At 71.3% G+C, this 19,538-nt stretch carries 16 protein-coding genes; 3 read left to right on the forward strand and 13 right to left on the reverse strand.

What is annotated here, in order from left to right:
* Window positions 1-228: 228 nt before the first annotated feature.
* The 7 genes from HNR23_RS00490 to HNR23_RS00520 form a co-directional block, all read right to left on the reverse strand.
* Window positions 229-555, reverse strand: coding sequence for a hypothetical protein (locus tag HNR23_RS00490; protein WP_184072397.1), 327 nt, complete (start codon window positions 553-555; stop codon window positions 229-231).
* Complete coding sequence (locus tag HNR23_RS00495) at window positions 552-938, reverse strand: hypothetical protein (protein WP_184072399.1); 387 nt, start codon at window positions 936-938, stop codon at window positions 552-554. The genes HNR23_RS00490 and HNR23_RS00495 overlap by 4 nt, the downstream gene beginning before the upstream one ends.
* Window positions 939-1,008: 70 nt before the next feature.
* A complete protein-coding gene (locus tag HNR23_RS00500; RefSeq protein ID WP_184072401.1) occupies window positions 1,009-1,506 on the reverse strand; it encodes a hypothetical protein in 498 nt (165 codons plus the stop codon).
* Between the two features lie 288 nt (window positions 1,507-1,794).
* A complete protein-coding gene (locus HNR23_RS00505; protein ID WP_184072403.1) occupies window positions 1,795-2,115 on the reverse strand; it encodes a hypothetical protein in 321 nt (106 codons plus the stop codon).
* 452 nt (window positions 2,116-2,567) lie between these two features.
* A complete protein-coding gene (locus HNR23_RS26430; RefSeq protein ID WP_184072405.1) occupies window positions 2,568-5,348 on the reverse strand; it encodes an FtsX-like permease family protein in 2,781 nt (926 codons plus the stop codon).
* Complete coding sequence (locus HNR23_RS00515; protein ID WP_184072407.1) at window positions 5,345-6,145, reverse strand: ATP-binding cassette domain-containing protein; 801 nt, start codon at window positions 6,143-6,145, stop codon at window positions 5,345-5,347. Before HNR23_RS00515 ends, HNR23_RS26430 begins: the two co-directional genes overlap by 4 nt.
* Window positions 6,142-6,762 carry a PadR family transcriptional regulator gene (locus HNR23_RS00520; RefSeq protein WP_184072409.1) on the reverse strand — a complete coding sequence of 207 codons (621 nt, stop codon included), beginning with the start codon at window positions 6,760-6,762 and terminating at the stop codon, window positions 6,142-6,144. The genes HNR23_RS00515 and HNR23_RS00520 overlap by 4 nt, the downstream gene beginning before the upstream one ends.
* A gap of 153 nt (window positions 6,763-6,915) precedes the next feature.
* Between HNR23_RS00520 and HNR23_RS00525 the strand changes: the two genes are divergently transcribed.
* Window positions 6,916-7,803 (forward strand): hypothetical protein, encoded by an 888-nt coding sequence (locus HNR23_RS00525; RefSeq protein ID WP_184072411.1) that lies wholly within the window; start codon window positions 6,916-6,918, stop codon window positions 7,801-7,803.
* Window positions 7,804-7,888: 85 nt separating this feature from the next.
* Here the strand turns inward: HNR23_RS00525 and HNR23_RS00530 are convergent, their stop codons facing one another.
* The 6 genes from HNR23_RS00530 to HNR23_RS00550 form a co-directional block, all read right to left on the reverse strand.
* Window positions 7,889-9,172, reverse strand: a complete 1,284-nt coding sequence (locus HNR23_RS00530; RefSeq protein ID WP_184072413.1) for a chemotaxis protein CheA — start codon at window positions 9,170-9,172, stop codon at window positions 7,889-7,891.
* Between the two features lie 158 nt (window positions 9,173-9,330).
* A complete protein-coding gene (locus tag HNR23_RS00535) occupies window positions 9,331-10,752 on the reverse strand; it encodes a cation:dicarboxylate symporter family transporter (RefSeq protein WP_184072415.1) in 1,422 nt (473 codons plus the stop codon).
* 106 nt (window positions 10,753-10,858) lie between these two features.
* Window positions 10,859-11,017 carry a putative leader peptide gene (locus HNR23_RS27590; RefSeq protein ID WP_394353732.1) on the reverse strand — a complete coding sequence of 53 codons (159 nt, stop codon included), beginning with the start codon at window positions 11,015-11,017 and terminating at the stop codon, window positions 10,859-10,861.
* A 495-nt stretch (window positions 11,018-11,512) separates the two neighbouring features.
* On the reverse strand, window positions 11,513-13,285 hold the full coding sequence (locus HNR23_RS00540) for an ATP-binding protein (protein ID WP_184072417.1): 1,773 nt from the start codon (window positions 13,283-13,285) through the stop codon (window positions 11,513-11,515).
* 157 nt (window positions 13,286-13,442) lie between these two features.
* On the reverse strand, window positions 13,443-13,694 hold the full coding sequence (locus HNR23_RS00545; RefSeq protein WP_184072419.1) for an acyl-CoA carboxylase subunit epsilon: 252 nt from the start codon (window positions 13,692-13,694) through the stop codon (window positions 13,443-13,445).
* Between the two features lie 50 nt (window positions 13,695-13,744).
* On the reverse strand, window positions 13,745-15,361 hold the full coding sequence (locus tag HNR23_RS00550; protein ID WP_184072421.1) for an acyl-CoA carboxylase subunit beta: 1,617 nt from the start codon (window positions 15,359-15,361) through the stop codon (window positions 13,745-13,747).
* Window positions 15,362-15,859: 498 nt separating this feature from the next.
* On the opposite strand from HNR23_RS00550, the gene HNR23_RS00555 reads away from it, so the two are divergent.
* Together HNR23_RS00555 and HNR23_RS00560 are read left to right on the forward strand one after the other, a co-directional pair.
* Entirely contained in the window at window positions 15,860-18,460 is a 2,601-nt protein-coding gene (locus tag HNR23_RS00555; protein WP_221308277.1) for a phosphoenolpyruvate carboxylase, read from the forward strand.
* A gap of 134 nt (window positions 18,461-18,594) precedes the next feature.
* The gene (locus HNR23_RS00560; protein ID WP_184072423.1) at window positions 18,595-19,476 is read left to right on the forward strand and encodes a biotin--[acetyl-CoA-carboxylase] ligase; all 882 of its coding nucleotides are present in this window, start codon (window positions 18,595-18,597) and stop codon (window positions 19,474-19,476) included.
* Window positions 19,477-19,538: the final 62 nt, after the last annotated feature.

Here is a 19,538-nt window from a genome sequence, read left to right on the forward strand (position 1 = left end):
GGAGGTCAGGAGATCGGAGGCGGGGAGGGTGTGCGGGGGTGGAAGCGGGTACCGGTCCCAGCGGGCGAGGGCGTGTTCGACGGATCATTTCCGGCTCGCGGCCACCGGAACGACGCTCGCTGCGCCGCTCCACTCGCAAAGCCGACCTGGATCGACGTCGTGCAGCGGCTTGCGAGCGCCGCCCCGGACGGCCGCTCGCTCAGGAGGAAAGCATCCGCCGAACACGCCCTAGTGGAAGCCGTACCCGGCGTCCCTCGGTGAGTCGGCGGGGGAGCAGAGCAGACCGGCGTACGCGCGGGTCGTGACCCAGGATGCGACCACCGTCTTCGGGCCGCATCTGACCCAGGCGCGGCCCATGCGACCGCAGTCGGTCACGTCCACCCACGCGTAGATCCGAGTCGCGCTGGATCCCGTGCCGCCCTTGCAAGCGGCTGCTTCAGCGGGTCGTGGCGTGGCGATGCCGAGCGGCGCCGCGACGGCGAGTGCCGCTGTAACGGTCGCGACGCGCGACCGCAGTGGTGTTCTCGTGGTGGTGGCGACGTCTCGCATGGTCATCCATCTCCCGTTTCGAAGGTGATCCCGGCCTTCTCCAGACAGGTGGAGACCGCCGGATCGGTGCCGTCGAACGCGGCGTCGTCGAACCCGTCCCTCAGATCCCTGTCGAGCCGGTCGGTGGTGTAGTCCTCGGGTGCGAGGCCCTCCTCGATCAGGCAGTCCACGGCGGGCTGGATCTCCGCGCCCAGGCCGAGTTCGTCCGGGAGCTCGCCCGCGTGCTGGCTTTCCACGCTTTCCGGTTCGCCGTCGGGGGAGGGGGAGCCGGCGGTGCCGGGGGTGTCCGGTGCCTCGGGGCCTTCCTCGCCCGGTGGGGTGCACGCGGCCAGGGTGATGAGGCCGGCACAGACGAGTGCCGTGATCGCGGGGTAGCGGGTCGGGGACATCGGTTCCTCCGGATTCTGTTCGGCGCTTTCGTGCGGCGCTGGTGCGCTCCCCGTGGCCGGCGGCGGGTGGTCAGTCACCGCTGCCGAGTGAGTATCCGGCCGTGTGCATGCAGTCCTGGGTCGCGGGGTCGGTGACGTCGAAGTCGCTGCCCTCGAATCCGTTCTCCAGGTCCTCGTCGAACTCATCCACCGAGTAGTCGGCGGGTGCGACTCCCGCCTCGATGAGGCAGTGGACGGCCGCCTCACGCGGATCGTCGTGCGCGTCGGTTCCGCCGACCTGTTGCAGGTACATGGCCTCGATGCGAACGATGGTGCCGTCGGCGCATTCGGCGCTCTTCTCGAAGTGCTCCTCGTTCGCCTGCTGGTCGTCGGAGCCACCGGCGTCCCATTTCACGAGTTTATAAATGCCGCTGGGGAGTTTGGTGTAGGTTTCATCGAGCCCGGCGCCCTCGGCGCACTTCATGTACCTGTTGAACGCCTCCTCGTAGTCCTCCGGAGCGATTTCTCCGTTCTCGACGGCGCGATCGAAGACCTCGCGTTCGAAGTCGGAAGTCGCCTCCGCGCGCATTTGCTTGAATTGCTCGACGAGTGAGAGGCCGGAATTTCCGGTGGAGGTGTCGGTTGGATCGTCGCCGGTCGGAGCGCTGCACGCGGCCATTGCGGCGATGCACAGCGCGGAGATCGTTGTGATGAATCTCGGACTTCTGTTCGGTCGCATGGTGGTTCCAGATCCGGAGTTCCCCAGCGGAAGGGTGGTCGGGGAAACCGACCATGGCGGCCACCGATCGGCGCGGATGTGCGGATCCACGCTGCGCGCTGTGGCGGCCATGGTCGGCTCTTCATTCACTCGTGCGGATTAGCGGAACGCGAATCCCGCGAATCTCGGCGATCCGAAGCGGGCGTCGCGGGCGTAGGCGTACGTGGACCTGGGGTGCCATCCCGTCGCCGCGTAGACCCTGCCGTTCCTGGCCCACGAACGGCCGAAGTATCGGCAGTCGGCGGTGTTGGTCCAGGCGACGGACCGGTACGCGGTGGCGGACGCGCCGCCTGCCCGGCAGGCGGCCTCGGCCGGGGAGGCGAGGGCGACACCGAGGGTGCCGGCCAGGCCGAAGGCCGCGACCATGGCACCCGCGCGTGCGGCGAGCGAGTGCCCCGTCGTGGGCGATGTGGAGGACATGTGTCCCTCCCTCGTTCGGTGACAAACCATTCGGAACGTCCAGGGAATCGGCACCCAGTGCACATGAATGCCGTGCCCAACAGAATTGAGTCCCTCGGGAACCGAATCTGGCAGCGATGGCCATCGCCTAAGTTTCTACCTCCGCCTTGCCGGTGCGGGCAAGGGGCGATTCTTTCGGGCCGAAAGACGATCTTGCGTTATCGATGTGACGTGAGGAGGGGTGTGGGAATTCGTTCGGGGCGGGCGCCGATTCGCGGTCGTCGCAGGTCCTGGTGTCGGTCGATCTTCGGTATCGGGTGCGCGTTCGCGGGCGGGGATTTCCTTGATTTCGCGTCCCGAATGGACCTGTTGTGGCCGCATTAGGTCAGCGGCGTGTCCGTTTTTGCGGATGAGACTGATTGTCTGACGCGAATGTCGCTTTTTCTCTGTTTGTAGGCAATCCATTCTCGTGCTCACAGGGTAGCTCTGCGTACCAATGGGATGTGCGGACGAATCACCGTGGCGGCGCCGAGGACGGCGATGGCGGGAACGGCGACCGCGACGAGGGAGATCATCGGCCAGGGCACGACCACGGTCCAGGACTCGTCCGGGTAGCCGTACCGGTGGCGCTCCATCAGGACCTGTGCCGCCCCCAGGGCGAGCCCGCAGGCCAGCCCGAGCACGACCCCGGTGGCGGTGATCACCAGGCCCCGGGCGCCACTGACCCTGCGCCGGGTCGACGGCGCCGCACCGACCGCCGCGAGCGTCGCCATCTCGGGCCGTGCGTCGGCCGCGGCCAGTCCCACCGCGACCCACGACGCCCCCACGGCGATGACGGCCGCGACGGCGATCAGCGCGTACATCCGCGTCGGGTTCGCAGGGGACCCGCCGTCCCGCTCGGCGAAGACCTCGACCGGGGCCAGCTCTGCGGCAGCGGCGCGGGCCCGGTCCACCGAGGCGTCGTCCGGAACGGCGTCCGCCGTCGGCGCCACCAGGCCCACCGTCCGCGCCTCCCCGCCCCAGTCCGCCAGCATCGACGGGGGGATGATCAGCTCGTACTGGGCGCTCGGCCAGTCGACCACGACCGCCGGAACCTCGGCGACGTGGCCGTCGTCGAACGGCCCGTCCGCCCGGCCGGGGTCGGGATCGCCATCGACGTTGCGCACTCGCAGGAATGCGACGTGCGCCTGCCCGTCGGGCCGCAGGTCCAGGTCGCGGGTGACCACCGCCTTGCCCTCGGCCAGCGCGCCGGCGGCCCGGTCGGCGTCGGGCAGGTCCAGCGCACGGACCACCGATCCGTCGTCCACCAGCGGTGAGACCTGCCCTCGTGTCTCCCACAGCGTCTGCCGGTTGCGGTCGGCGTTGAGCTTCATCGGGGCGCAGTCGATGTCGTCGACACTCATCTCGGCGGCCTGCGCAGGAGAGGCCGGGGGCACCACGGCCCACAGCGGGCAGGAACCGTTCGGGTCGGGCAGGGGGGCCACGGCGAAGTCCGTGTCCATCATCCGCACCGGCAGTGCCTCGGTGGCGGGGAGCTCACGGGTCATCGCCGTCGCCACGCGCTCGGTGGTGTCGGGGTCGGCCCGGTCGGGATCGGTCAGGTAGGCCAGCACGGTGCCCTCGGCCGCCCGCGGGAAGTGGAACCACCCCGCGTGCTCCGCCTCGGACACGGTGAAGACCGCCGTTGCGACCATGAACGTGAGCGCGGCGAAGACCGCGGCGATCGCGGGGACCGTGCGCGGGCGGTTGCGGGCGGAGTCGCGCAGCGCGATGCGCAGTGACAGCGGCAGCCGGCCGGCCGCCCGCCCCAGGGCGCCGACGATCGCCCCCGAGCACAGGGCGGTGCCGAGCACGATCACGACGATGCCGGCCGCGGAGACCTCGTAGCGCATCAGCCCGATACCGACCGCGACGGCCGCGCCACCGGCCAGGGACAGCGCCAGGCCGAGGAGATGCAGCCGGGATCGGGAGGTCGTGGCGGTGCGCCGACCGGTCAACACGGCGACCGGGTCCATCCGCGCCGCGGTCCGGGCGGGCAGCCACGCCGCGATGACCGCGATGGCCACGCCGAACAGCGCGAAGGCGGCGATGTCCGCCCAGGGCAGGATCAGGTTGGGGAAGTTCGGGTTTCCCGCAGCGCGCAGCAGCGCGAATCCCGCGGAGGCGACGGCCACGGCCAGCAGTGCGGCCGCCACCGCAGCGGTCGGCCCGATGACCAGCGCCCCGCTGAGCACCATCCGCCGCAGGTCGCGCGGGGCGCCGCCCTGCGCGGCGATGACCGCCAGCCGCCGGGCCGAGCGCTGCGCCCCGACCGCGAACGCCGGTGCGATGAGCAGCACCGTCACCAGCAGCCCCGCCCCCAGGACCCCGGCGTACACGAGCAGGCGTTCGGTGTCGGCCTCAGCGGGAGCACCCTGGTGGACCGGCATGTCGCGGGGGTTCGGCGGGTCGAGCACCACCGCCCGGCTGACCACGGTCGACCCGAGTCGGTTGACGTCCAGCACCTGCTCCCAGGCCACCGGCTCAGGTCCGGTCGCGTACCAGGTCGGTGAGGCGGGGCCGTCGCCGGGCGCGGCGCCGCTGTCCAGGAGCGTCCCGGACGCCAGCGCCAGCTCGATCTCGTTCAGGGTGGTGCGGTACACGCCGGTGACGGTGCCGGACCGGGTCGAACCCGCGCCGTCCTCCAGCTCGATGGGGTCGCCCGGTTCCACCTCCAGCCGCCGGGCCAGCCCCCGGTTCACCACGACCTCCCCCGGCCCGGCGGCCATGCGCCCCGCCTCCAGCCGGAACAGGCCCATCAGCGCGGGGGCGTCGAGGTCGGCCTCGGCCGCCTTCAGATGCTCCGTCCGCCGGTCGCCGATGCCCAGCGCGACCGACCCCTCGGCGGCCCGCGTCAGCTCCGTGCCGGCGGGCAGCGCGTCGAGCAACTCGTGCTCATAGTCGCTCGTGGACGCGCGATGGTCGGCGTCGTCGGCCCCGATCCACAGGTCCGCGCGCTCGTCCTGCATGACCTCACCGGGCATCCGCCAGGCGATCTTGGCCTGGGCGTTCTCGCCGAGCATCATGTCGTTGAAGGTCGCGGGCTCCGGGACGGCCGAGCGGAGCATGATGTCGGCGAGGGTGCCGCCGAACACCGTCAGCGTGATCATGGCGGCGATCAGGGCGGTGGTGCCGCGGTTGCGCAGGGCGTCGCGGCGCGCCGCGCGCAGACAGGCCCGCCACGGCGCCCACCGGGATCGCATCGCGCCGCTCACGGTTCGGGCTCCGAGCGCGGGGGCGGCGGCGCGCCCGGGGCGGTGAACAGCGCTTCGACGCCCATCCGGGGCCCGGTGGAGCCGGTGAGGCGGCCGTCCCGCAGGAAGACCGTGCGGTCGGCCCACGCCGCGTAGCGGGCGTCATGTGTGACCAGCACCCCCGCGCTTCCGGCGTCGATCCGCCCGCGCAGGACCTGCATCATCTCCTCGCCGGCGGCGGTATCCAACGCACCGGTGGGTTCATCGGCCAGCAGCAGGCGGCGCGGCCCGACCAGGGCGCGCGCGATCGCGGTGCGCTGCCGCTGCCCGCCGGACATCTCCTCGGGGAAGCGGTCGGCCAGGTCGCCGACGCCGACGCTGTCCAGCGCCGCCCTGGACTGTTCGGCGGCCCGTCGCGCCGGGACGCCGTCGAGCTCCAGCGGGAGTGCGGTGTTCTCCGCCGCGGTCAGCGACGGGACCAGGTTGAAGTCCTGGAACACATAGCCGACCAGGCGTCGCCGCAGGCGGGCACGGGACGTGGCGTCCATGCCGGTGAGTTCGCGGCCCATGACGCGGACACTCCCGGCGGTGGGGGTGTCGAGCCCTCCGGCCAGGTTGAGCAGGGTGGACTTGCCCGACCCGGACGGCCCCATCACCGCGACCAGCTCGCCGGCCCGCACCTGAAGGTCGACCGTGTCGAGCGCGATGACCCGCGTCGGACCGTCCCCGTGGATCCGGGTCGCGCCGGCCAGCTCCAGGACCGGCTCCTCGGCCCCGGTTCCGTCCGCGGGGCAGCCCCCGTCGGCAGCCGCGCTCACCGGTGCGTCCCGGGTTCGGAGGGCGCGTCCGCACCGTCCTCGGCGGACGCCCGCCGGGCGGCCTCCAGCGCGGCGCGCGCGACCCGCGCCTCCACGTGGTCGAGCCACTGGATCTCCGCCTGCGCGGCGAAGATCAGCGAGTCGAGGATCAGGTGCCAGGCGAGGTCGGCCGCTGCGCCGCGCCCTGCGCCCGGCGACCCGGGGGCGCCGTTCCGGGGCATCTTGAGCCGCGTGTAGTCCTGCAGGCAGCGCAGTGTCTCGGCGCGCTGCCGGTCGACGATGCCGCGCACGTCCACCCCCGGGGTGGTCACGGCGAGCGCCAGCTTGATGGCGAGCTCGTCGCGTGCGGGGGCCCCGCGCTGGACCGGGGTCTGCCACCACGCCGCGACCTCGCCGCGGCCCGACGCGGTCAGCTCGAACCGCTCGGGGTCCCCCTCCGCCCCGCCGGTCAGCGGCTCGACCAGCCCGTCGCGGTGCAGGCGCTGCAGTGTGGTGTAGGCCTGCCCGATGTTCAACGGCCACGTGCCCCCGGTCCGCGCCTCGAACTCCGCGCGCAACTGGTAGCCGTGCTTGGGGCCTTCGGCGAGCAAGGCCAGCAATCCCTGCCGGACGGACATGTCGACTCCTACTTACCGGGTAACTAGAAGCCGACGCTACTTACCCGGTAACCCCCCGTCCATCCCCCACCCGTGGCCGGACCCGGCCACCTACCTACAGAAATATCCACAGAACCCTGCGTGACGGCCGCGATGATCGCCAGCGTCCCGCGCATGGCTGTTCCTCCCCAGCACGAGGCGATGGTCCAGCTGTTCAAGGACTGTCCCGAGATGGCTCCCCGGATGCTCACCGACCTGCTCGGCGTCCAGGTCCCCCAGTACGACTGCGTGTCGCTGGAATGCGCCGACCTCACCGAGACCATCGCCGTGGAACGAAGAGCCGACGCCGTCGTCTCGCTGCGCGACAGCAGTCTGATCGCGCGCGTCCAGAGACACGAGCAGACCGAGATGTGCATCTCCGTCGAGGTCCAGCGCTCGTTCGAGAGAGTGAAGTTCCGGCGCTGGCTGGAGTACTCCGCCGTGCTCGGAACGCGCATGGACTGCCCGGCCGTGGTGATGGCGGTCTGCCCCGAATCAGAGGTCGCCCGGAAGTACGACGTGGACTTCCCGGCGGGGCCGCGCATCGACTACCACCCACTGGTGGTCGGTCCGGAGGTCGTCCCGGTCGTCACGGACCCGGCCTGGGTCGCCACCTCACCCGCCCTGGCCGTCCTCGTCGCGACCGTCCACGCGGAGGTCCCCGGCGTGATCGAGGCCCTGTGCGAGGGGCTGGGAAAGATCGATACGGACAAGGCCAAGGACTACACCCGATACACCCTGACCCTGCTCGACGGTGAAGACCGTCAGCGGATGGAGACCATCGCGAATGCTCAGACCATGGAATACCAGAGCGAATTCATCCAGAGCTGCGTCGACCAGGGTGTGAAGCAGGGCTTTCTCGAAGGTGAGATCCGCATGCTGCTCAGGATCATCGAACGTCGGGGGACCACCCTGAGCGATGAGCAGCGTGCGCGGATCAAGGACTGCGCTGACCCTGAGGCCGTCGAGCGGTGGGCTGATCGGGTCGTGGCCGCCGAGACCGCCGACGACATCTTCGGCTAGCCGGCGTCGACCGCAGCGGGCATCCGGACACAGGAAAGGGCCCGGCCGAGTGGCCGGGCCCTTGCGATGCCGGGATAACGGAAAGCTAGAAGTCGCCGAATCCGCCGAAGTCGCCGCCGTCGAATCCGCCGCCGCCGAAGTCGCCCCAGCCTTCGCCGTCGCCGAAGTCACCGTCCATGCCGCCTCCGGCGTCACCGGCACCGACGTCGGCCGGGGGTGCACCGAAGCCGCCGCCCATCATGGACCCCATCATCGAGCCCATCATCATGCCGGTGAACATGCCCATCATCATGTCCGAGCCGTGGTAGCCGCCCGCGTAGGGCGCGTAGGCCGGACCGGCGTCGTAGTACGGGCGGCGCTGGCCGTCGACCTCGACCATGCGCACGTCGGGGTCGAACCCGGCGAGGACCGCCTGCGCGCAGTTCGCACACGCCGTGACGGTCCGCGGGCTGCCGCCCGGCGGTGCCCACAGGACGTCCTGCTGCGAGGGGCCGTGCTGCGGGTTGAAGAAGCAGGGGCCGCGGCGCTCGGGCACCGGCTCGCCGTTCAGCCGCGCCCGGGTGGCCGTCATGTAGTACCGGCCGTCCTCCAGCGCCTTGGTGACGTGCTGGATCTCCTCCGGCCGCTGGATGGTGTCGAGCGTGTTCTTCGCCCGGTCGTAGGAGTCCATGGCGTGGGTGTAGTCGGCGCGCGTGGGGTCGTCGACCTTGCCGAGGTCGATCTCCAGGCGGGCGATGTCCTCGCCCAGGCACACGACGTCCTCGGTCGCCATCTGCTTGATCTCGGCGAGCTCCTTGGCCTTCTGCGCCTCGCGCTTTTTCTTCACGCTGTACATGAAGAACCCGCCGCCGACGACGGCGGCGACGAGCAGGCCGAGCAGCACCATGCCGAACATGGCCCCGGCCTCGGCGGCCCCGGCCTCGCTGTCGGCCTTCTGGATGAACGCGTTGGCGGCGTCGACCTGCGTGCCCTGCTGGGTGGCGGCGTCCCTGGCCGCGTTGACCGCGCTGTCGCTGAGCACGGTGGAGTCGGCGACGAGGTCCCTGCCGTCCATCAGGAGGTAGGTGCCGTCGCCGACCTCCTGCTGCACCTGGCCCATGTACCCCCCGGCCTCGGTACGGGAGTTGACCGTCCCGTCCTCAAGGACGACCACGTAGACCGGGGTCTCGGCGTTCTCCGCCTGCTGGCTGATGAGCTCCGACTCGGTGTCGGAGATGGTGTCGGTGGCTGGGTCGACGTAGATGTTGGAGCTCTTCAGCTCATTGGCGACGTCCTTGACGTCAGGGGCGTCGGCGGCGCTCGCAGGGGCCGCCGCGAATGCGGTGAGCCCTGCGGCGAGCAGGGCGGGCACTACCAAGCGGCGCAACATGATGGTTCCTTTCGCCTCCCTCACATGGGTCTGACGAACGACGGTCTTCGTTGGTTCCCCCGCCGGGGCGCCATACCCCAACACTAGGGGCGGCCCGCCGTCGTGGCGGGCCGCCCCATGGTGCGTCGCCGGAACCGGACGTTCCGGGAGTTCCGGCGCTACGGTGCGGTCACCGATGCCGGTTTCCGGCCAGCCGAATCGTCCTCTGCGGCGGAGGCGTCACGATCGGCGTCGGCGGCCAGCTCCGCCGCGCTGCGGAACTCCGGCGCCACGAACCCGCCCAGGCCGCGCGGCTCGTTGTACCGCTCCTCGTCGAGGATGCCCTCGCGCTTGGCCACCACCGCCGGGATGAGCGCCTGGCCGGCCACGTTGGTGGCGGTACGGCCCATGTCCAGGATCGGGTCGACGGCGAGCAGCAGCCCGACGCCCTCCAGCGGCAGACCCACGGTCGACAGGGTGAGCGTCAGCATGACGGTGGCGCCGGTGGTGCCCGCGGTGGCGGCGGAGCCGATCACCGAGACGAAGACGATCAGCAGGTAGTCGGTGATGCCCAGGTCGACCCCGAAGAACTGGGCGACGAAGATCGCCGCGATCGCCGGGTAGATGGCGGCGCAACCGTCCATCTTGGTGGTGGCGCCGAACGGCACGGCGAAGGAGGCGTAGTGCCGGGGCACGCCGAAGTTGGACTCGGCGACGCGCTGCGTCACGGGCATGGTGCCCATGGAGGAGCGCGAGACGAAGCCGAGCTGCACCGCGGGCCACACGCCGCTGAAGTACTTCACCACCGACAGCCCGTGCGCGCGGGCCAGCACCGGGTAGACGACGAACAGCACCAGCGCCAGACCGATGTAGATGGCCAGGGTGAACTTGCCGAGTGCGCCGATGGTGGTCCAGCCGTAGCTGTAGACGGCGTTGCCGAGCAGGCCGACCGTGCCCAGCGGCGCCAGCCGGATGACCCACCACAGCACCTTCAGCACGATGTCCAGCGCGGACTGCGTGAAGGCGAGGAACGGCTCGGCGGACTTGCCGACCTTGACGGCGGCCACGCCGATCGCGATGGCGATGACGATGAGCTGCAGCGCGTTGAAGGACAGGCTGGTACTGAGCACTCCGGCGTCGTCGGCGCTGGTGCTGGCGGTCAGGCCGAGGAAGTTGGTCGGGACCAGGCTCTCCAGGAACGCGAGCCAGGAGCCGTGGGTGCTCGGATCGGCCGCGGTCGACGGGTCGACGCCGCTGTTGAGGCCCGGCCGGATGAAGAGGCCCAGCCCGATACCGATCGCGACGGCGACCAGAGCGGTGATGGCGAACCAGAGCAGGGTCTGTCCGGCGAGTCGGGCGGCGTTGGAGACGTTGCGGAGGCTGGCGATCGAGGAGATGACCGCGAGGATGATCAGCGGCGGAACGATGGTGCGGAGGAGGGTGACGAACGTCGACCCGATGGTGTCGAGGGTGACGGCGAGCCAGTTCGGGTCGTCGGTGGTGCCGCCCATCTGGCGGGCGACGATGCCGAGCGCGATGCCGAGGACGAGGGCGAGCAGGACCTGCACGGCGAATGGGACACGCCGAAGTGCGGATAGCACTGGGAGACTCCAAGATCAGAGCGATGCCCGGGCGCTCGCGGGGATCGTGCGGCGTCCCGGTGGACGATGGCGCGCGGCCAGAGGCGCGCTGGGGGAAGGGTCGTTCTCAGGAACGACGACACGCTTGGCTGGCGACGCGGCACAGATCGATGTGCCGTCGCTCGGTGAGGCCCCAAATGTTCGTCACGAACGTGAACAATAGCCAGCACGGCCGCTTTATTCCCAATCGCCCTGGTATCAACCTGATCACCTGTGCGCGGATCATCGGATGTGCGCGGGGATGTGTAGCGGGGGAGACGTCCCTCACAGCGCAACACGGGAGGTCAGAAGGGGAGGATCTGGCACTGGCATCGACGCCTGAGTCGTCGTCGCCACCACCACCACCGACACCGTTCGCCGCGCGGGTGGGTGCCCGGCCGGGCCAGCAGCGGAGGCCAGCGCCTCGGTTCGGCCCCGGCCCCGCCCTGTCCTCCGTTGATCTCGGAGATATCGGGGTGAAAATCGGCGCTGATACCCCAATATCTCCGAGATCAACGGAGGACAGGGGACGGAAAGCGCTTTCTGTAGGTCGGGGCACCCGGTCGGGCCGGAACCGCTCCCCGGGATGATCATGGGATTCGTTCGGGCGAAACGGGCATCAGCGGATGCGAGCCCATGCTCATCTTCGAGGAGGGCTGCGGGGCGGGGACCGGTCGGTCCCCGCCCCGCGGAATGCCGTATCACGCCGCATCACGTTGCATCGTGAAGCGTCTGTGTGCGGTCAGGAGTCCTTGATCTCGCAGATGACGCCGCCGTTGGCGACGGTCTCGCCGGCGGTGACGGCCAGGCCGGTGACGGTGCCCGACTTGTGGGCGGTCAGCGGCTGCTCCATCTTCATCGCCTCGATGACCACGACCGTGTCGCCCTCGGCGACCTCCTGGCCGTCCTCGGCCACCAGCTTGATGACCGTGCCCTGCATCGGCGAGACCAGCGCATCCCCACTCGCCGCCGCAGCAGCCCGGCTGCCGCCGCCCCTGCCGCGTTTGGGAGCCTTCTTCGCACCCCGGCCCGCGCCCACCGGACCCAGGTCGGCGCCGAGTCCGGCGGGGAGGACGACCTCGACCCGCTTGCCCCCGACCTCCACGGTCACGGTGTCGCGCTCGGGGGCCTCGGCCTGCTCGGTCTCCCCGGTGTAGGGCTCGATGGGGGTGGTGAATTCGGTTTCGATCCACCGGGTGTGCACGCTGAACGGCGCATCGCCCTGGGGGGCGAAGGCGGGGTCCTCCACCACCGCGCGGTGGAAGGGCAGCACGGTGGGCATCCCCCCGACCTCGAACTCGCCCAGCGCGCGGCGGGAGCGCTCAAGGGCCTGGGCGCGGGTGGCGCCGGTCACGATCAGTTTGGCGACCATGGAGTCGAACGCCTGGGGGACGGTGAACCCGGCCTGGCAGCCGGTGTCCACCCGCACCCCGGGCCCGCCGGGCAGGTTCAGCGCGGTGATGGTGCCCGGGGCGGGCATGAAGCCGCGCCCGGCGTCCTCGGCGTTGATCCGGAACTCGAAGGAGTGGCCGCGGGCCGGGGGGTCGGTGTAGCCCAGCTCCTCGCCGTCGGCGATGCGGAACATCTCGCGGACCAGGTCGATGCCGGTGACCTCCTCGGTGACCGGGTGCTCGACCTGCAGGCGGGTGTTGACCTCCAGGAAGGAGACGGTGCCGTCGGCCCCGACCAGGAACTCGCACGTGCCCGCCCCCACATACCCGGCTTCGCGCAGGATGGCTTTGGAGGAGGTGTAGAGCAGCTCGGTCTGCTCCGGCGACAAGAACGGCGCGGGGGCCTCTTCGACGAGTTTCTGGTGGCGGCGCTGCAGGGAGCAGTCGCGGGTGGAGACCACCGCCACGTTGCCGTGGGCATCGGCCAGGCACTGGGTCTCCACGTGGCGGGGCCGGTCCAGGTAGCGCTCCACGAAGCACTCCCCGCGGCCGAAGGCGGTGGTGGCCTCGCGCACCGCCGACTCGAAGGCGTCGGGCACCTCGTCCAGGGTGCGGGCGACCTTGAGTCCGCGCCCGCCGCCGCCGAAGGCGGCCTTGATCGCGATCGGCAGCCCGTGGGTGCGGGCGAAGGCGAGGACCTCGTCGGCGTCGGCGACGGGGTCGGGGGTGCCGGCGACCAGGGGGGCGCCGACCTTCTGGGCGATGTGGCGGGCCTGGACCTTGTCGCCCAGGGCGGTGATGGCCGCGGGCGGGGGGCCGATCCAGGTGAGTCCGGCGTCGATGACGGCTTGGGCGAAGTCGGCGTTCTCGGCGAGGAACCCGTAGCCGGGGTGGAGGGCGTCGGCGCCGGTGCGTTGGGCGATGGTGAGGATTTTGGTGATGTCGAGGTAGCTGTCGGCGGGGGTGGTTCCGCCGAGGGCGTGGGCTTGGTCGGCGGTGGTGGTGTGCAGGGCGTCGAGGTCGGGTTCGGCGTAGACGGCGACGCTGGTGAGTCCGGCGTCTTTGCAGGCGCGGGCGATCCGCACCGCGATCTCGCCGCGGTTGGCGATCAGAACTTTACGCACGGTCGAATTTCCTCCTGCTACGGCGCCGGACCGGATGGGTGTCGCGCCTGGTCGTGAGAAGTCTAGGAAGTGTGCGGGGGATCCGCCCAGATCCGGCGAAGTCGGTTGTCTCCTACCCCGCGTGAGGTCGGTCGAGGTCAGGGGGTGCGGCGAGGGATCACCGGGGCCTCAGGCTGTTCCGCCAGGCGCCCGGTCCGGGGGCGAGGGGGTGGCGGACCAGCTGGGCGCGGTCGCTCCAGGCCGAACGCGTGCGGCCGCCGGAGGCCGCGGCCGCGCGCGGCGCGCGGGTGGCGCGTGCGCGGGCGGTCAGCACCGTCACCAGTGCGGCGACCTCCTCGTTGGACGGGTCGCCGCGGACCACCTGCAGGTAGGGGGCGGGGCTCCGCTGCTGATCGGCTGCGTTCGACATCTACCCTCTTCTCGTTCCCTACGTGATCTACCGTCCCCGGCGCGCCTCGGTCACAGGGGGATGTTCCCGTGCTTCTTCGGCGGCAGCTGCTGCCGCTTGTCGGCGAGGCTGCGCAGCGCCTTGGCGACCGACACCCGCGTCTCCGACGGCAGGATGACGCCGTCGACATACCCCCGTTCCGCGGCGGAGTAGGGGTTGAGCAGGGTGTCCTCGTACTCCTGGATGAGCTTGGCGCGCTCGGTCTCGACATCGTCCGAGGCGGCCAGGGCCCGGCGGTGCAGGATGTTGACCGCTCCCTGGGCACCCATGACCGCGATCTGCGCGGTGGGCCAGGCCAGGTTGATGTCGGCGCCCAGGTGCTTGGAACCCATGACGTCGTAGGCGCCGCCGTAAGCCTTGCGCGTGATGACGGTGATGAGTGGGACGGTGGCCTCGGCGTAGGCGTAGATCAGCTTGGCGCCGCGCCGGATGATGCCGTTCCACTCCTGGTCGGTACCGGGCAGGAAGCCGGGCACGTCCACGAAGGTGAGCACCGGGATGTTGAAGGCGTCGCAGGTACGGACGAACCGGGCGGCCTTCTCCGAGGCGTGGATGTCCAGGCAGCCGGCGAAGCTCATCGGCTGGTTGGCGACGACGCCGACGGGGCGGCCCTCGACCCGGCCGTAGCCCACGACGATGTTGGTGGCGAACTGGGCGTGCACCTCCAGGAACTCGCCGTCGTCCAGCACATGCTCGATCACCGTGTGGATGTCGTAGGGCTGGTTGGCGGAGTCCGGGATGAAGGTGTCGAGTTCGAGGTCGGAGTCGCTGATCTCGAACTCGGCGCCGCCGTCGGAATCGGGTGCCGGGACGGGCGGGTCCTCCAGGTTGTTCGACGGGAGATAGGACAGCAGCTCTTTGACGTAGTCGAGCGCGTCCTGCTCGTCGGTGCCCATGTAGTGGGCGACACCGGACCGGGTGTTGTGGGCCCGTGCGCCGCCCAGGTCCTCCATGGAGACGTCCTCGCCGGTGACGGTCTTAATGACGTCGGGGCCGGTGATGAACATCTGCGAGGTCCGGTCGACCATGACGATGAAGTCGGTCAGTGCGGGGGAGTAGACGTGCCCGCCGGCGGCGGCTCCCATGATCAGCGAGATCTGCGGGATGACACCGGAGGCGTGCACGTTGCGCTTGAAGATCTCGGCGTAGAGGCCGAGCGCGACCACACCCTCCTGGATGCGGGCGCCGCCGCCCTCGTTGATGCCGACGACGGGGCACCCGGTCTTCAGGGCGTGGTCGAGGACCTTGACGATCTTCTCCCCGTAGACCTCACCGAGGGATCCGCCGAACACCGTGACGTCCTGGCTGAAGACGGCGATCGGGCGGCCGTCCACGGTGCCGTATCCGGTGACGACGCCGTCGCCGTAGGGGCGGTTCTTCTCCAGGCCGAACTGGGTGGAGCGGTGTCTGGCCAGGGCGTCGAACTCCACGAAGGACCCGGGGTCGAGCAGGGCGTCGATGCGCTCGCGCGCGGTCATCTTGCCCTTAGCGTGCTGTTTCTCGATCGCTCGCTCGGAACCGGCGTGCACGGCCTCGTACCGGCGGCGCTGCAGGTCGGCGAGCTTGCCCGCAGTGGTGCGGATGTCGATGTCGGCCGCGGGCAGCGGTTCAGGGGCTTCGGTCGCCATAACGCCTCACCATAGTCCCGGCGCTGGTCTCCGCAGGAACGTGACCCCGGTTACCCAAGGGTAAGTGGGGTTGCGCACACCCCGCCCCATTCCCCGTCCCACTCCTCCGCTGCGGAATCCCGGCTCGGAACGGAGATCTCGGGCGGTTCGCGCGCGGGTCGCGAGGCTCCGGCGCGCCTGCGGCCTTCCCCATTCCTTGCCTATCCTTTCCGATTCCTTGCCCGCCGTCGAACGGGTGGTCGTCCACGTGCCGTTGAGCCACCCAACCCGACGCGGGCCAGGGAGGGCCACCCCACCCGGCCCCTGAATCGGCCGTCGGCCCCCGATCGTGCGTTCGCACCCGGTCGGGCCTGGGGCGCCGGTCACGCTTCCGCCGAGCTCACCGCCTCTGCGAAGCTGGGGATAGGTGACCCCCGCCGCTCAATGGTTCAGACCAATCTGGGTAGGGTTTCGCACATGACTGCGGTAAGCGCGGAGCGCGACAGTGCTCGCCAGGAGATGCCCGACCAGCTGCGCGGCGACGTCCGCCTGCTGGGCGAGATGCTCGGTACCGTCCTCGCGGAGAGCGGCGGAGAAGACCTGCTGGCCGACGTCGAGCGGCTGCGCCGGGCCGTCATCGGCGCCCGGGACGGTTCGGTCACCGGTGAGGAGATCACCCGGCTGGTGGCCTCGTGGCCGCTGGAGCGGGCCAAGCAGGTGGCGCGGGCGTTCACCGTCTACTTCCACCTGGCAAATCTCGCCGAAGAACACCAGCGCATGCGCGCCCTGCGCGAGCGCGACGACGCCGACAACCCGCCCCGCGAGTCGCTGGCAGCGGCCGTCCACGGGGTCCGGGAGGACTCCGGCGAGGAACGGCTGCGCGAGTTCGTCGAGGGTATGGAGTTCCACCCGGTGCTGACCGCGCACCCCACCGAGGCGCGGCGGCGCGCGGTCTCCACGGCGATCCTGCGCATCAGCGGGCACCTGGAGGAGCTGCACGCGGCGCACCCGGGCAGCTCGGCCGAGGCCGAGGCGCACCGGCACCTGCTGGAGGAGGTCGACCTGCTCTGGCGCACCTCCCAGTTGCGCTACACCAAGCTCGACCCGCTGGACGAGGTCCGCACCGCCATGGCCGCCTTCGAGGAGTCGATCTTCCGAGTCGTTCCGGAGGTGTACCGCGCGCTGGACACCGCCATCGACCCGGCCGACAGCGGACGCAGGCCCACCAAGGCCAAGGCGTTCGTGCGCTACGGCAGCTGGATCGGCGGCGACCGCGACGGCAACCCGTTCGTCACCCACGAGATCACCCGCGAGGCGATCTCCATCCAGTCCGAGTACGTGCTGCGGGCCCTGGAGAACACGTGCGGCCGCATCGGGCGGACGCTGACGGTGTACGGCAACCTCACCCCGCCGTCGGCGGAGCTGAGCGACCTGATCGCGACCGCCCAGGCCGGGTACCCGCGGGTGATGGGCGGGATCGCGAAGCGGTCGCCGAACGAGCCGCACCGCCAGCTGCTGCTGTTCGCCACCGAACGGCTGCGCGCCACCCGCGAGCGCGACGCCGACCTCGCCTACCGCGGCCCGGAGGAGTTCCTGTCCGACCTGCGCGCGGTCCAGCGGTCGCTGGCCGCCGCCGGGGCCGACCGGCAGGCCAACGGCGAGCTGCAGCACCTCATCTGGCAGGCGGAGACCTTCGGGTTCCACCTGGCCGAGCTGGAGATCCGGCAGCACAGCGCCGTGCACGCCCAAGCGCTGGCCGAGGTCCGCGCCGGGGGTGAGCTGTCGGAGAAGACCCAGGAGGTGCTGGCGACGCTGCGGGTCGTCTCCTGGATCCAGGACCGGTTCGGCGTGGACGCCTGCCGCCGCTACATCGTGAGCTTCACCCAGTCGGCGGACGACATCGCCGCCGTCCACGAGCTGGCCGAACACGCCCTCCCCGCGGGTCGCGTGCCGGTGCTCGACGTGATCCCGCTGTTCGAGACCGGCGCCGACCTCGCGGCGTCGCCGACCGTGCTCGACGGCATGCTGGAGCTGCCTGCGGTGCGGCGGAGGCTCGACGAGTCCGGCCGTCGGCTGGAGGTCATGCTCGGTTACAGCGACTCCGCCAAGGACGTCGGTCCGGTCAGCGCGACCCTGCGGCTGTACGACGCCCAGGCCGAGCTGGTCGCGTGGGCCGAGCGCAACGACATCAAGCTGACCCTGTTCCACGGGCGCGGGGGATCTCTGGGCCGCGGCGGCGGACCGGCCAGCCGGGCGCTGCTCGCCCAGGCGCCGGGCTCGGTGGCGGGGCGGTTCAAGGTGACCGAGCAGGGCGAGGTCATCTTCGCCCGCTACGGGCAGCGCGCCATCGCCCGTCGGCACATCGAGCAGGTGGGCCACGCGGTGCTGATGGCGTCCACGCGGACGGTGCAGGAGCGCGCCACCACGGCTGCGGCGAAGTACCGGGAGGTGGCCGACGGCATCGCGGGCGCCGCGCACGACGCCTACCGGCGGCTCATCGACAGCGACGGCTTCGCGGAGTGGTTCTCCCGGGTCAGCCCGCTGGAGGAGCTCGGTGAGCTGCGGCTGGGGTCGCGCCCCGCACGCCGCGGCGCCGCCCGCGGGCTGGAGGACCTGCGCGCGATCCCGTGGGTGTTCGCCTGGACGCAGACCCGCGTCAACCTGCCCGGCTGGTTCGGCCTGGGCACCGGCCTGGCCTCGGTCGACGACCTGGACACGCTGCGTGGCGCCTACACGGAGTGGCCGCTGTTCTCCTCGCTGCTCGACAACGCCGAGATGAGCCTGGCCAAGACCGACCGGACGATCGCCGAGCGCTACCTGGCGCTGGGCGGCCGTCCGGAGCTCACCGAGCTGGTCCTCGCCGAGTACGACCGTACGCGTGAGCGTGTGCTCGCGGTGACCGGACACAAGCGGCTGCTGGAGAACCGCCGGGTCCTGTCCCGCGCGGTCGACCTGCGCAATCCTTACGTGGACGCCCTGTCCCACCTGCAGCTGCGGGCGTTGGAGGCGCTGCGCGGCCCGGAGGCGGAGTCGCTGGGCGAGGAGGACCACCGCCACCTGGAGCGGCTGCTCCTGCTATCGGTCAACGGCGTGGCCGCCGGCCTGCAGAACACCGGCTGACACCCCTCGCCCCGACCCCTCCGCTCTCCGTCGGTCTCGGAGGCTCTCCGTCGGTCTCGGAGGCCGGCGGAGGCGTGGGTGCGGCCGGGGTCGGGAGACCGGGCGCTCGCCGTGTGCGGATATAGATTGGGCGCATGACCGGCGACTCTCCCTACACCGATCTCGACCGCCCTCCCCTGCGGGAGGCCGCGCTGCAGCGGGTCCTCGTCCGGCCCGGCGGGCTGTGGACCGGGATCGAGGTCGCCCCCGAGACGGGGTCGACCAACACCGAGTTGGTGTCGCGCGCGCGGGAGGGCGCGCCAGAGGGGACGGTGCTGGTCACCGAGCACCAGACGGCGGGCCGCGGGCGGCTGGACCGGACGTTCGAGACCCCGGCCCGCGCCGCCCTGACATTCTCGGTGCTGGTGCGCCCGGACGTCCCGGCGGAACGCCTGGGCTGGCTGCCGCTGCTCATGGGGGTGGCGGCGGTGCACGCGGTCCGGCGCGTCGGCGAGCTGCCGGCCTCGTTGAAGTGGCCGAACGACGTGCTGTCCGGGGGTGTCGACGCCGAGGGCACACAGCGCAAGCTGGCCGGGATCCTCTCCGAGGCCGCGTTCCCCGCCGAGGGGGCGGCCGCCCGGGGGCGGTCGGCGGTGGTCATCGGGATGGGGCTCAACGTCCTGCAGCGGCGCGACGAGCTGCCGGTCGACACGGCGACGTCGCTCGCGGCCGAGGGCGCCCCCGTCACCGACCGCGACCCGCTGCTGCGGGCGGTCCTGCGCGGGTTCGCCGAGCTGTACACGGCGTGGGTGCGGCACGGTGGCGATGCGGAGGCGAGCGGGCTCGCCGAGGAGTACCGGAAGCGATGCGGCACGGTCGGGCGGCTGGTCCGGGTCCACCTTCCGGGCGGCCGGGCGGCCGAGGGCCGGGCGACCGGGGTGGACGCCGAGGGGCGGCTGCTGGTCCGCACGGGTGCCGGGGGCGAGGAGGCGCTGAGCGCCGGGGACGTCGTCCACGTCCGCCCGGTGGTGCCCTAGCCGGGATGCGCCCACCCGCGGCGAAGCACTGAGCGGGCGGCGTCCCGCGGGCCTCCGTGAGC

Origin of the sequence: Nocardiopsis mwathae (assembly GCF_014201195.1) — a bacterium.
In the GTDB taxonomy this organism is placed as follows: domain Bacteria; phylum Actinomycetota; class Actinomycetes; order Streptosporangiales; family Streptosporangiaceae; genus Nocardiopsis_C; species Nocardiopsis_C mwathae.

Bases quoted from the DNA above. Each gene is read 5' to 3' on its own strand.
- HNR23_RS00495 (WP_184072399.1), bottom strand. From the start codon at position 938: ATGTCCCCGACCCGCTACCCCGCGATCACGGCACTCGTCTGTGCCGGC.
- HNR23_RS00545 (WP_184072419.1), bottom strand. From the start codon at position 13,694: ATGTCGAACGCAGCCGATCAGCAGCGGAGCCCCGCCCCCTACCTGCAG.
- HNR23_RS27590 (WP_394353732.1), bottom strand. From the start codon at position 11,017: ATGATCCGCGCACAGGTGATCAGGTTGATACCAGGGCGATTGGGAATA.
- HNR23_RS00500 (WP_184072401.1), bottom strand. From the start codon at position 1,506: ATGCGCGCGGAGGCGACTTCCGACTTCGAACGCGAGGTCTTCGATCGC.
- HNR23_RS00530 (WP_184072413.1), bottom strand. From the start codon at position 9,172: ATGTTGCGCCGCTTGGTAGTGCCCGCCCTGCTCGCCGCAGGGCTCACC.
- HNR23_RS00505 (WP_184072403.1), bottom strand. From the start codon at position 2,115: ATGTCCTCCACATCGCCCACGACGGGGCACTCGCTCGCCGCACGCGCG.
- HNR23_RS00520 (WP_184072409.1), bottom strand. From the start codon at position 6,762: ATGTCCGTCCGGCAGGGATTGCTGGCCTTGCTCGCCGAAGGCCCCAAG.
- HNR23_RS00525 (WP_184072411.1), top strand. From the start codon at position 6,916: ATGGCTGTTCCTCCCCAGCACGAGGCGATGGTCCAGCTGTTCAAGGAC.
- HNR23_RS00490 (WP_184072397.1), bottom strand. From the start codon at position 555: ATGACCATGCGAGACGTCGCCACCACCACGAGAACACCACTGCGGTCG.
- HNR23_RS00550 (WP_184072421.1), bottom strand. From the start codon at position 15,361: ATGGCGACCGAAGCCCCTGAACCGCTGCCCGCGGCCGACATCGACATC.
- HNR23_RS00560 (WP_184072423.1), top strand. From the start codon at position 18,595: ATGACCGGCGACTCTCCCTACACCGATCTCGACCGCCCTCCCCTGCGG.
- HNR23_RS00555 (WP_221308277.1), top strand. From the start codon at position 15,860: ATGCCCGACCAGCTGCGCGGCGACGTCCGCCTGCTGGGCGAGATGCTC.